10 protein-coding genes and 1 pseudogene are annotated in these 11,794 nt (G+C 72.6%); 6 read left to right on the top strand and 5 right to left on the bottom strand.

The genetic code is table 11. The annotated features are described in order from the left end of the window. Positions 1–138: 138 nt before the first annotated feature. Both J7462_RS29645 and J7462_RS29640 read right to left on the bottom strand, forming a co-directional pair. A complete protein-coding gene (locus tag J7462_RS29645) occupies positions 139–375 on the bottom strand; it encodes a ferredoxin (protein ID WP_208569137.1) in 237 nt (78 codons plus the stop codon). Beyond that, positions 372–1,559: a cytochrome P450 gene (locus tag J7462_RS29640; protein ID WP_208569136.1), complete on the bottom strand. Its 1,188-nt coding sequence runs from the start codon at positions 1,557–1,559 to the stop codon at positions 372–374. Before J7462_RS29640 ends, J7462_RS29645 begins: the two co-directional genes overlap by 4 nt. Positions 1,560–1,916: 357 nt before the next feature. Between J7462_RS29640 and J7462_RS29635 the strand changes: the two genes are divergently transcribed. The 4 genes from J7462_RS29635 (at position 1,917) to J7462_RS29620 (ending at position 7,116) form a co-directional block, all read left to right on the top strand. After that, positions 1,917–3,263, top strand: coding sequence for a KamA family radical SAM protein (locus J7462_RS29635; protein WP_219469141.1), 1,347 nt, complete (start codon positions 1,917–1,919; stop codon positions 3,261–3,263). Positions 3,264–3,291: 28 nt separating this feature from the next. Beyond that, on the top strand, positions 3,292–4,548 hold the full coding sequence (locus tag J7462_RS29630; RefSeq protein WP_219469139.1) for a pyridoxal phosphate-dependent aminotransferase: 1,257 nt from the start codon (positions 3,292–3,294) through the stop codon (positions 4,546–4,548). 68 nt (positions 4,549–4,616) lie between these two features. Beyond that, positions 4,617–5,546: an ACP S-malonyltransferase gene (locus J7462_RS29625; protein ID WP_219469136.1), complete on the top strand. Its 930-nt coding sequence runs from the start codon at positions 4,617–4,619 to the stop codon at positions 5,544–5,546. Positions 5,547–5,571: 25 nt separating this feature from the next. Continuing rightward, positions 5,572–7,116, top strand: coding sequence for an AMP-binding protein (locus J7462_RS29620; protein WP_219469133.1), 1,545 nt, complete (start codon positions 5,572–5,574; stop codon positions 7,114–7,116). Between the two features lie 141 nt (positions 7,117–7,257). Here J7462_RS29620 and J7462_RS29615 read toward each other — a convergent pair whose 3' ends face one another. Then, complete coding sequence (locus J7462_RS29615) at positions 7,258–8,853, bottom strand: D-alanine--poly(phosphoribitol) ligase (RefSeq protein ID WP_219469128.1); 1,596 nt, start codon at positions 8,851–8,853, stop codon at positions 7,258–7,260. 158 nt (positions 8,854–9,011) lie between these two features. Between J7462_RS29615 and J7462_RS29610 the strand changes: the two genes are divergently transcribed. Next, the gene (locus tag J7462_RS29610; RefSeq protein WP_088642125.1) at positions 9,012–9,266 is read left to right on the top strand and encodes a phosphopantetheine-binding protein; all 255 of its coding nucleotides are present in this window, start codon (positions 9,012–9,014) and stop codon (positions 9,264–9,266) included. A 65-nt stretch (positions 9,267–9,331) separates the two neighbouring features. Here the strand turns inward: J7462_RS29610 and J7462_RS29605 are convergent. Beyond that, positions 9,332–10,197, bottom strand: a pseudogene (locus J7462_RS29605) (aldo/keto reductase family oxidoreductase). Between the two features lie 120 nt (positions 10,198–10,317). Between J7462_RS29605 and J7462_RS29600 the strand changes: the two are divergent. Continuing rightward, a complete protein-coding gene (locus tag J7462_RS29600) occupies positions 10,318–10,761 on the top strand; it encodes a helix-turn-helix domain-containing protein (protein ID WP_219469121.1) in 444 nt (147 codons plus the stop codon). Between the two features lie 112 nt (positions 10,762–10,873). Here the strand turns inward: J7462_RS29600 and J7462_RS29595 are convergent, their stop codons facing one another. Next, entirely contained in the window at positions 10,874–11,779 is a 906-nt protein-coding gene (locus J7462_RS29595; RefSeq protein WP_208569129.1) for a proline iminopeptidase-family hydrolase, read from the bottom strand. Positions 11,780–11,794: the final 15 nt, after the last annotated feature.

Below are 11,794 nucleotides of genomic sequence, written 5' to 3'. Positions count from 1 at the left end.
ACTAGGTCTCCGGGTTCGACGCCCGGCTCGGTGTGTCGGCTTGCGGCGCCCGATCACGGCAAGGCCGCCGCGACCGGTAGGGGGGACCGGTCGCGGCGGCCTCGCGGCGACCGGTGAGTTCACCGGTCGGGGCGGTGGTTACTCCTCGGGCGCGAGCAGCGCGCCGGAGGCGGCGTCGCGCACGGTGATCGCCGACATCGGGCACATGTCGGCGGCGTCGATGACCGCCTCGTCGGGCGCGGTCTCCGGGGCCAGGGCGGACGCCTTGCCGGCCCGGATCTCGATCTGGCGGGGGGCCGCGCCGGCGCAGACCCCGGTACCGATGCAGGCGTCCCGGTCGACGGTGACCGTCCAGCGGGTGTCCACGGTGGTCACCAGGCCACCAGCAGCTTGTTCGGGCCCCGGACCAGCTGGCCGGACTTCCACGACACGCCCGCGTCGCCGTCGGCCAGGCTCAGCTCGGGGAACCGGTCCAGGACCGTGTGCAGGGCCACCTGGAGTTCCATCCGGGCGAGCTGCGCGCCGAGGCAGTGGTGCGGGCCGTGGCCGAACGCGACGTGCGGGTTCTGCTCGCGGGTGAAGTCGAAGGTCTCCGGGTTGTCGAAGATCTCCGGGTCCCGGTTGGCGCCGGGCAGCGAGACCAGCACCGGCTCCCCGGCGCGGACGGTGATCCCGCTCAGCTCGATGTCCTCCACCGCGTAGCGGGGGAACATCGCGGCCGGGTTCAGCGGGATCATCCGCAGCAGTTCCTCCACGGCCGCCGGCACCAGGCTCCGGTCGGCGCGCAGCTGCGCCATCAGCTCCGGGTTGGTGAGCAGCGCGTAGACGAAGTTGGGGATGTGGGTGGAGACCGTCTCGACGCCGGTGAGCAGCAGCCCGACCCCGGCGATCGAGAGCAGCTCCTGCTCGGTCAGCCGGTCGCCCTCGTCGCGGGCCTTGACCAGCGCGCCGAGCAGATCGTCGGTGGGCTGCTCACGGCGCTGGGCGACCAGCTTGCCCATGTAGCCGAACAGCTGCTCGGCATAGACCATCAGCTGCTCGCTGGTGCTGGTCAGCCCCTCGGTCCAGATCCGGAACTGGGCCCGGTCCTCGAACGGCACCCCGAGCAGCTCGCAGATGACGGTGATCGGGTACGGCAGGGCGAACAGCTCGACCAGGTCACCCGGGGAACCCTTGGCGATCATCTCGTCGACGTACTCGTTGGCGATGCGCTGGGCGCCCTCGCGCATCTCGTTGACCCGGCGCGCGGTCAGCGCCTTGCCGGCGAGCTTGCGCAGCCGGGTGTGGTCCGGCGGGTCGAGGCCGATGATGCCCTCGTAGGTCATCTCCTCGCGGGTACGGGGCTGGTCCTTGCCCTGCGCCGCGGCCCGGCTGAACCGCGGGTCGGTCAGCACGGTCTTGACGTCCTCGTACCGGGTGGCGAGCCAGGACACCTCGCCGTACGGCAGTTGCACCCGGGCCAGCGGCTCGGTGCTGCGCAGCAGCCCGTAGACGGGGTCGATGTCGATCCCGGGCGCCTCGCTGAACGGATATTTACGGATCTCCTGATCGATCGTCACGGAGCACTCCCTCGGGTCGCACCGGGCGCACGTGATCCGGCGCCGGCATCGATGTCTGCACGGCCGCTCGGTGCGGTACGGCGTATCCGGGCGACACGCCGGGCGCCGGCCGGACCAGGCGAGGGATACGTAATCAGGAAAGGAAATCCACCTACACCCCCGCGACGCCCCTAGCCTCCCCCTACCAGCGGCGCTAAGGGGCGGCTCTGGGGTTCCGCTAGGGGTCCCGGCGGACGGGCCGCCACTAGCGTGGGGGCGAGGCAACGCGCTGTTGACCGTCGAGCGATTCTCGCGGGCGCGCACCGGTGATTGAGTCACGCCACGTCGGTGGGCGCAACCCCCCATGGAGGATGGTTGATGTCCCTGCTCGTTTCCACGACCGCCGATCCGGGGCGGTTCCACTCCTTCGGGCCGCACCACATCGATGAGCTGGGCGCCCGGTACGGATTGTCGGCCGACAATCTGCACGCGGTCCGCACCATTTCCCAGGTGCTGCCCTTCCGGGTCAACGAGTACGTCCTGTCGCACCTGATCGACTGGGACCGCATCCCGGACGACCCGATCTTCCGGCTGGTGTTCCCGCAGCGCGGCATGCTCGCCGCCGACGACGAGCGGGTCGTCGGCGACCTGCTGCGCGCCGGTGACCGCAAGGGGCTGCGCGGTGAGGTGGCCCGGATCCGGGCCGGGCTCAACCCGCACCCGTCCGGGCAGCAGCAGCACAACGTGCCCAGCCTGGACGGTCAGGAGTTGCCGGGCATGCAGCACAAGTACCGGGAGACGGTGCTGTACTTCCCGCAGCAGGGGCAGACCTGCCACGCGTACTGCACCTACTGCTTCCGGTGGGCGCAGTTCGTCGGGGACGCCGACCTGCGGTTCGCCGCGCCCGGCCCGGAGCAGTTGGTGCGCTACCTGCACCGGCACCCGGCGGTGACCGACGTGCTGGTCACCGGCGGCGACCCGATGATCATGTCGACGGAGCGGCTGCGCAGCCACGTGGAGCCGCTGCTGGCGGTGGACACGGTGCGCACCATCCGGTTCGGCACCAAGGCGGTCGCCTACTGGCCGTACCGGTTCGTCTCCGACAGCGACGCCGACGACCTGCTGCGGCTGTTCGAGCAGGTCGTCGCGTCGGGTCGCAACGTCGCGGTGATGGCGCACTTCAGCCACCCCCGGGAGTTGGCCACCGAGGTCGCCACCCGGGCCATCGCCCGGATCCGGTCGACCGGGGCGGTGGTCTACTGCCAGGCCCCGCTGATCCGCTACGTCAACGACGACGCCCGCGCCTGGAGCGAGATGTGGCGGGCCGAACTGGCCGTCGGCGCGGTGCCCTACTACATGTTCGTCGAGCGGGACACCGGTCCCCGCGACTACTTCCAGGTGCCGCTGACCCGGGCCGCCGACATCTTCCGCACCGCGTACCAGGATCTGCCCGGGCTGGCCCGGACGGTGCGCGGGCCGGTCATGTCGGCCACCCCCGGCAAGGTGCTGGTCGACGGCGTCGAACGGACCCCGGACGGCGACTTCTTCCAGCTCCGGTTGATCCAGGCCCGCGACCGGCGGCTGGTCGGCCGGCCGTTCCGGGCCCGCTGGTCGGCCGACGCGGCCTGGCTGAGCGACCTGGAGATCGACCCGGCTGCCCCGGCGGACATCCTCGCCGCCGTCAGCCCCAGCGCGGCCCGCCCCGGCGCGGCCGTCACCGCCTGAACACCCACCGACCCGAAGGGAGCTGGCGATGGCCGGCCGGAAGATCTCGCCCAACCTCGCACTCGACCAGTTGGTCGCGCAGCGCATCGCCGCAGGCGAGTCCATCGTGCACCTGGGCTTCGGCGAGTCCCGGCTGCCGGTGTTCGCGCCGCTGCGGCGGGCGCTGACCGAGGGCGCCGACCGCAACGCGTACGGGCCGGTGGTGGGTGACCCGGACACCCGGGACGCGGTGGCCGGGTACTTCTCCCGTCGCCGGCTGCCCACCGAGGCGGACCAGGTGATCATCGCGCCGGGCAGCAAGCCGCTGCTGATGGCCCTGCAACTGGTCGTCGGCGGGGACACCATCGTCGCCGCGCCGAGCTGGGTCACCTACGCCCCGCAGGCCCGGCTGGCCGGCAAGACCGTACTGGGGGTGCCGATCCCGGAGTCGTGCGGTGGGGTGCCCGACCCGGCGGCGCTGCGGGAGACGATCCACGCCGCCCGGGTGCTCGGCCACGACCCGCGCATCCTGGTGCTCACCTCGCCGGACAACCCGACCGGCACGCACGCCCCGGACGACCTGGTCCGGGAGTTGTGCGCGATCGCCGAGGAGGAGGACCTGCTGATCGTCTCGGACGAGATCTACCGGGACATCCTGCACACCCCGGGCACGGACCTGCTCTCCCCCGCCGAGGTCGCCCCGAGGCGGACCGTGGTGCTCACCGGGCTGAGCAAGAACCTGGCGCTCGGCGGTTGGCGGATCGGCGCGGCCCGGTTCCCGGCCGGCGGGTGGGGTGAGCGGATCCGCGCCGACGTGGCGGCGGTGGCCAGTGAGATCTGGTCCACCCTCGCCGGGCCGATGCAGTCGGTGACCCGGTACGCCTTCGCCGAGCCGCCGGAGATCCGCGAGCGGCTCACCGAGGACGCCGCACTGCACGGCGCGGTGGCCGGCGCGGTGCACCGGATCATGGTGGAGGCGGGCGCCACCTGCCGGCCGCCGACCGGCGCGTTCTACGTCTACCCGGACTTCGCGCCGCTGCGCGAGCCGCTGGCCGAGCAGGGCATCACCGACGGCGCCGGGTTGCAGCGCCACCTGCTGGAGGAACTGGGCGTGGCGGTGCTGTCCGGCCACCACTTCGGCGACCGGCCGGAGGCGCTGCGGTTCCGCGCCGCCACCAGCATGCTCTACGGCGACACCCCGGAGCAGCAGCGGCAGACCCAGACCGCCGCCGACCCGCTGACGGTGCCGCACGTCGCCGACGCGCTGGTCCGCATCGAGCAGGCTTTGGCCAAGCTCCCCCGGTGACCTGCCCGCCCGGCTCCCCCGCCGACCGTGCCCGCGCCGGTCGGCCCCCGACGACAAGGACGCCCCAGATGACCAGCGCCATCGTCTTTCCCGGGATGGGCCCGTGCGACTTCGCCGACGTCGCGAAGTTCATGCTCATCGACCGGGACGCCCGCGAGTTGCTCGCCGCAGCCAGCGACGCCCTGGACTACGACCTGTTCGCCAGCTACCGCGACAGCGACAGCGACTACTCCGAGTACGCCCAGGTGGCCTTCCTGGTCAACTGCGTGGCGCTGGCCCGCTGGGCGGAACGGACCATGGACCTACGGCCGGACCTGATCGCCGGGCCCAGCTTCGGTGGCAAGGCCGCCGCCGTGTTCAGCGGCGCGCTGGACTTCGCCGAGGCGGTCCGGATGACGGCGCGGCTGTCCCGGATCGAGACGGAGTACTTCACCGCCGAGCAGCGGGGCGTGGTGACGATGTCGTTCGTCCGTACCCCGGCCGAGCGGCTGCGGGAGATCCTCGCCGAGCTGGACGAGGCCGGCGAGTGGTACGAGATCTCCTGCTACGTCGACACCGACTTCTGGATGGTGACCCTGCACGAGGGGCGCACCGACTGGTTGGCGCAGCGGCTGCGGGCCGGCGGCGGGCTGCCGTTGTACGTGATGGACCCGCCGCTGCACGCCGCCGCGTTCCAACCGCTGCGCGACCGGGTGGAGGCGGAGCTGTTCGGGTCGCTGCACTTCACCGATCCGCAGATCCCGGTCGTCGCCGACCAGGACGGCACGGTACGCACCACCGCCGACGGCGTACGGACCATGCTGCTCGACGGGATCGTCACCCCGGTGCGCTGGCCGGCGGTGGTCGCCACGTTCCAGCAGTCCGGGGTGCAGACGGTGCACGTCTGCGGGCCGGACCGGCTCTGGGGCCGGGTTGGCGCGACCGTCCGCAACTTCCGGACCACCATCGTGGACCCGCGGCGGGCGATGCGGCCGATCCGTCGCGCCGTGGCCGCCTGAGCGCCGGCAGAGCACGGAGGACGAGATGACCCAGCACACCGACTACGCCCTGCACGGCCGGTTCCTCCAGGGGCTGGCCGCCGCACCCCGGGCCACCGCCCTGCACCTGCCGACCGGTCCGGTCAGCTACGAGGAGCTGCACACCACCGCGCTGCGCTGGGCCGGGGCGTTGGCCGCCGGCCCGGACGGGCCGCCCCGGGTGGTCGGCATCCTCGCCGGCAAGACCCTGGAGTCGTACGCCGGGCTGCTCGCCACCCTGTACCTCGGCGCGACCGCCGTGCCGCTGCACCCGGAGTTCCCGGCGGCCCGGACGGCGGGGATGCTCACCGCGTGCGGGGTCTCCGTCCTGCTGCTCGACGACGCCGGGCTGGCGGTCCGGGCGGAGATGGGTGACGCGGTCGCCGGGGTGCCGGTGTTCGCGCCGGTGGTGGACCCGCGCGGCAGCGGCACCGGGCTGCGGCTGCCGGTGGTCGGGGCGACGCCACTGGCCGCGCCCCGCCCCGCCCGCCCGGACAACGTGGCCTACGTGCTGTTCACCTCCGGCTCGACGGGGCGGCCCAAGGGGGTGCCGATCACCCACGGCAACCTGCGGCACTACTTCTCCGTGCTGGACGACCGGTACGACTTCGGGCCGGACGACCGGTTCTCCCAGTCGTTCGACCTGAACTTCGACTGCGCGATGTTCGACCTGTTCTGCGCCTGGGGCGCGGGGGCGAGCGTGCACCCGGTGCCGCCGGCGGCCTACCGGGACGTGCCGGCGTTCGTCGCCGAGCGGGGCCTGACCGTGTGGTTCTCCACCCCGAGCGCGATCACCCTGGTCCGGCGGACCGGTCGCCTCGGTGCGGCGGCGATGCCGTCGCTGCGGTGGAGCTTCTTCGCCGGGGAGGCGCTGCACGCCGCCGACGCGGTGGACTGGCAGGCGGCGGCCCCCGGGTCGACGTTGGAGAACATCTACGGCCCGACCGAGCTGACCGTGACGATCACCGGGCACCGCTGGTCACCGGAGACCTCGCCGGGGCTCTGCGTCAACGGCCTGGTCCCGATCGGCGCCCTGCACGACGGGCACGACGGGGTGCTGCTCGACGCCGACGGCGCGGCCAGTGAGGTGGAGGGGGAACTCTGCATCACCGGCCCGCAGCTCACCCCCGGTTACCTCGATCCGGCCGACGACGAGGGCCGGTTCCTGGTCCGTGACGGGCGGCGCTGGTACCGCACCGGGGACCGGGTCCGGCGGTTGGAGAACAAGGAGCTGATCTATCTGGGGCGGCTCGACTCGCAGGTGCAGGTGCACGGGTGGCGGGTGGAGCTGGCCGAGATCGAGCACGCCCTGCGCGGCTGCCCCGGCATCGAGGACGCGGTGACCGTGGCCCGTTCCGGGGCCGGCGGCACCGAGCTGGTGGTCTTCTACACCGGGGAGCGGACCGCCCCGGCCGAGCTGTCCCGGCAGCTGCGGCAGATCCTGCCCAAGGGGATGCTGCCGCGTTCGTATCGGCACGTGCCGGAGTTCCCGTTGAACTCCAACCGCAAGGTGGACCGGGCCCGGCTGGCCCGCGAGGCCGCGGAGAGCTGACCCGGTTGATCGACGCTGTTGCGCCGAGGTGGCGGCATCCGACGGACCGGATGCCGCCACTTCAGCGACCTGGCGGCGGCGCAGAAAACCCCTGGCCGGTCCCCCTCCTGAAGGGACCGGCCAGGGGTCGTTCGGGGCGGGTCAGCCCTGTGCGGGCTGTCCCGCGCGGTCGGCCAGGGCCCGCCGGTCGACCTTGCCGTTGGCGTTGACCGGCAGCTCGTCGATGACCCGGACCTGTTGCGGCACCATGTAGTCGGGCAGCGCCTCCAGGCAGAACGCGCCCAGCTCCATCTCCTCCACGCCGGTGACGCCCTCGTCGAGCACCACGAACGCGGCCAGCACCGGGTCCTTGCCCTCCTGCGGCAGCATCAGCGCGGCGGCCCCGGTGATGCCCGGGAACTCCCGGACCCGGCGCTCCACCTCGCCCAGCTCGACCCGGTTGCCGCGCACCTTGACCAGGGAGTCGGCCCGGCCGGTGAAGTAGAGTTCGCCACCCTCGCCCCGGTAGGCCAGGTCGCCGGTGCGGAAGACCACCTGCCCGGTGGCCGGGTTGAGCGGGTCGGGCACCAGCGCGGCGGCGGTCGCCTCCGGGTCGTTCCAGTAGCCGTGGAACAGGGCGGCGCTGCGCAGGTGGATCTGGCCGATGACACCCGGGGAGTCGACCGGCCGGCCGTCCTCGTCGATCAGCAGCATCTCCGCGCCCGGGTGGGCGTGGCCGATGGAGATCCGGTCGGCGTCGTCGGGCAGCGGGTTCGGCACGTCGGTGAAGGACGCGGCGATGGACTCGCTGCTGCCGAAGCAGTTGACCACGCGGGCGTGCGGCAGGGCACGTTGCAGCTCCCGCATCTCGGGCAGGGGGAAGTTCTCGCCTGAGTAGAGCACCCCGCGGATCTGCTCGCCGAGCGCGGCCAGCCCGGCGAACTCGTGCCGCAGCACCCCCCGCCAGATCGACGGCACCCCGTTGACCTGGGTGGCGCCGCTGTCGGCGAGGAACTGCACGAAGCGGCGCGGCCAGCGCAGCAGCGAGCGGGGCACCGGCACCACGGCCGCGCCACTGCCCAGCGCCAGGCCGATGTCGAGCAGCGAGAAGTCGAACTGCAACGGCGAGGTGGTGGCGACCCGGTCCTCGGCGGAGACGATGCCGTGCCGCAGCATCCCCCGGAAGAAGGCGAGCACGCCCCGGTGGCTCATCACCACGCCCTTGGGTCGTCCGGTGGTGCCCGACGTGAAGATCATGTAGGCCGGGTCGGTGGGCACCAGTTCCCGGCGGTGCCGGGTGCGCGGCGCGGGCGTCCGCTCGACCTGGATGCCGTCCGGGCCGAACCGGGCGGTGCCCAGCGACGCGGGTACGCCGTCGCGGCGGCCGTCGACGGGTTGCAGGTGCAGCGCGGCGGCGGTGCTCTCGGCGATCAGCGCGAGCCGCTGGGCGGGGGTCTCCGGGCTGACCGGGATGAACGTCAGGCCCAGCGAGGAGCAGGCCAGGAAGGCCGCGATGGCGGTCGGGGTGGTGTCCGACTCCAGGATCACCCGGTCGCCGATGTCGAGGCCGAGTTCGTCGAGGGCGGCGGCGTAGCCGTCCACCCGCTGGGCGAGCTGACGGTACGAGATGGAGCCGACCTCGCCGCCGACGGCCTGGATGACGGCCGGCTTGTCGGGCGTCAGCCGGGCACCCGCCAACAGGAACTCGTGCAGCGTCTCCACGGAGGCGTGCGTGCGCGCGAAGTTCTCTCGACTCATGGCCGGAGCGTATCGGCGGCCCTGCCGGCCCCCACCCGCATCGACCCCCCTAACGACCCCTTACCCGGGCCGGCCGGCGGCTGGGGAATTGCCGGGTCGTCAGCCCCCGTGGGGCGTTGTTAGCGTCTTCTCACCCTGCACCGGAAGGAATCGCGGACATGTGGGATCAACGGTTCGAGGCCATCCTGCGCCAGCACCTGCCCTTCCTCGACCCCGAGGAGACGCTGCTGGCCGGCACCAGCCTGCGCGACTCCGGCCTGGACTCCCTCGCCATGGTCGAACTGCTGGCCACCCTGGAGAGCGAGTACGACGTGCGCTTCGTCGACGAGGCGATGTCGATGGAGACGTTCGCCACCCCGCAGACGCTGTGGAGTGTGCTGACCGACATGCGTGGCGTGCCCGCTCCCGTGTGAGCGGCACCCGTTCCGGACAGTGCCCGTGACCGGTCTGGTCACGGGCACTTTTCGTGGTTCTCCGGTCAGCGTCCGATCGCGTCCAGTGCGGCGAGGTCGTCGGCGGTGAGCGTCAGCCCCGCCCCGGCGACGTTCTCCCGCAGGTGCGCCACCGACGAGGTGCCGGGGATGAGCAGGATGTTGGGTGAGCGCTGCAACAGCCAGGCCAGGGCGACGGCCATCGGCGTCGCGTCCCGGCGGGCGGCCACGGCCGACAGCGCCGCGGACTGCAACGGGCTGAACCCACCCAGCGGGAAGTACGGCACGTAGGCCACCCCCTGCCCGGCGAGCCGGTCGATCAGCGCGTCGTCCTGCCGGTAGGCCAGGTTGTAGAGGTTCTGCACGCACACGATCGGGGCGATCGACTGTGCCTCGGTGACCTGCTCGGGCGTCACGTTGCTCACCCCCAGGTGCCGGATCAGGCCCTTGTGCTGGAGTGCGACGAGCGCCTCGAGCGGCTCGGCGAGGGAGCCGGCCCGGGGCCCCGTGGCGTCACCGAGCCGGAGGTTGACCAGGTCCAGGGCCTCGACGCCGAGGTTGTCCAGGTTCTCCTCGACGGCCCGGCGCAGTTGCTCCGGCTCCCGCGCGGCAGGCCAGCCGCCCTGCGCGTCCCGGGTCGCGCCGACCTTGGTCACCAGGTGCAGCCCTTCGGGGTACGGGTGCAGGGCCTCGCGGATCAGCCGGTTGGTCACGTGCGGCCCGTAGGCGTCGCTGGTGTCGATGTGCGTGATGCCGAGGGCGACGACCTCCCGCAGGACGGCCAGCGCCGCGTCCGGGTCGGCGGGCGGTCCCATCACCCCGGGCCGGCGAGTTGCATGGCGCCGTAGCCGGACCGGGTGACGGTCAGGTCGCCCAGCGTCCAGGTGCCGCCGGGCAGAGAGCGGGTGAGCATGTGGTTACCTCGGCCTTCATGGTCAACGGAGTGGTACCCGACCACTATCGGTGAGGTAGCTTTCTGGAGGGAAGTAGGCACCTGAAAGTGCGTAGCAAACCGACTGCGGGAGGACCGGCGATGACCACGAGGACGGCGGCCGAGCGCCGGGCGGAGACGGCGGTGGCGTACGACGCGTTCGTGGCGCAGTGTCCCAGCCGGGAGCTGCTCGCCCGGATCTCCGACAAGTGGGTCGCGCTGGTGCTGGCCGCGCTGCGCACCGACGGGTCGCACCGGTTCGGCGCGGACTGCGCCGGCACTCCCCGGCCGATGCGCTACTCGGAGCTGTCCCGCCTGCTGGCCGGGGTCAGCCAGAAGATGCTCACCCAGACGCTGCGCACCCTGGAACGCGACGGCCTGGTCAGCCGTACCGCGACGGCGACCGTGCCGGTCACGGTCACCTACGAGCTGACCGACCTCGGCTTCTCCCTGCACGAGACGATGCGGGCCCTCAAGAGCTGGGCCGAAACGCATCTGGACGAGGTGCACGCCCACCGCGCGACGTACGACGCCCGGCCCGCCTGAGCCGGACGCCGCCCCGACCGGACCGGCGGCCCGGCCCGGGTCGGATCGGCCCGGGTCGCCCCGGGTGGGCCGGGCGTCGTCGAGCATGCGCCGCCGGTCGTCCCGGGCCGGTTCAGAGCTTGTCGAGGAACTGGGTGAGGACCTCGGTGAACCGCTCCGGGGTCTCCAGGTGGGGCAGGTGGCTGGCCCCCTCGATGATCTCCCAGTGGGCGCCGGGGACGAGGTCGTGGAAGGGGCGCACCGCGGCCGGGGTGACCTCGTCGTACTCGCCGCTGATGACCAGGGTCGGGGTGTCGATCTGCGGCAGCCGGTCGAGCAGCGAGTAGTCGCGCAGCGTACCGGTGATGTGGAACTCGCTGGGCCCGTTCATCGCGTGGTAGACGGTCGGATCGCCGTTGATCTCCATGAAGGTGGCCATCAGCTCCGGCGGCAGCGGCTTACGCCGACACACGTGCCGCTGGTAGAAGACCATCATCGCGGCCGTGTACGCCTGGCTGCCGGTGGTGCCGGCGGCCTCGTGCCGGCGCAGCGTCGCGTCCACGCCGGGCGGCAGCGCGGCCCGCAGCACGTCCAGTTCCGGCAGCCACAGCGGGTACGACGCGGGCGCGTTGGCGATCACCACGCCGCGCAGCCCGGCGGGCCGGTCGGCGGCGTGGGCCGCCGCCAGCACCCCGCCCCAGGACTGCCCGAACAGCACGTACTCCTCGGCGATGCCGAGCCGGCGCAGCAGGTTGTCCAGTTCGGCGAGGAACAGCTCCACGGTCCAGAAGTCGGCGCCCCGGCCCCGCAGGTGGGTGGAGCCGCCGTTGCCGAGCTGGTCGTAGTGCACCACCGGCCGGCCGGAGCGGCTCAGCTCGGCCAGGTTGAGCAGGTAGTCGTGGGTGCTGCCGGGGCCGCCGTGCAGCACCACCAGCGGTGGCCGGTCGCCGTGCAGCTCGCCGGTCACCCGGTACCAGGTCCGGTGCTCGCCGAACTCGACGGTGCCCTTGGTGGTCGGTGCCAGTGTCATGTCGTCCACTCCCGCTGTCGTCAC

Origin of the sequence: Micromonospora sp. RL09-050-HVF-A (assembly GCF_019374995.1) — a bacterium.
In the GTDB taxonomy this organism is placed as follows: domain Bacteria; phylum Actinomycetota; class Actinomycetes; order Mycobacteriales; family Micromonosporaceae; genus Micromonospora; species Micromonospora antibiotica.
This window is presented reverse-complemented; position numbering and strand designations above follow the sequence as displayed.

What these genes read in the sequence shown, in the direction of transcription:
- J7462_RS29635 (WP_219469141.1), top strand. Translation starts at nt 1,917, where the DNA reads ATGTCCCTGCTCGTTTCCACGACCGCCGATCCGGGGCGGTTCCACTCC.
- J7462_RS29630 (WP_219469139.1), top strand. Translation starts at nt 3,292, where the DNA reads ATGGCCGGCCGGAAGATCTCGCCCAACCTCGCACTCGACCAGTTGGTC.
- J7462_RS29625 (WP_219469136.1), top strand. Translation starts at nt 4,617, where the DNA reads ATGACCAGCGCCATCGTCTTTCCCGGGATGGGCCCGTGCGACTTCGCC.
- J7462_RS29620 (WP_219469133.1), top strand. Translation starts at nt 5,572, where the DNA reads ATGACCCAGCACACCGACTACGCCCTGCACGGCCGGTTCCTCCAGGGG.
- J7462_RS29615 (WP_219469128.1), bottom strand. Translation starts at nt 8,853, where the DNA reads ATGAGTCGAGAGAACTTCGCGCGCACGCACGCCTCCGTGGAGACGCTG.
- J7462_RS29610 (WP_088642125.1), top strand. Translation starts at nt 9,012, where the DNA reads ATGTGGGATCAACGGTTCGAGGCCATCCTGCGCCAGCACCTGCCCTTC.
- J7462_RS29600 (WP_219469121.1), top strand. Translation starts at nt 10,318, where the DNA reads ATGACCACGAGGACGGCGGCCGAGCGCCGGGCGGAGACGGCGGTGGCG.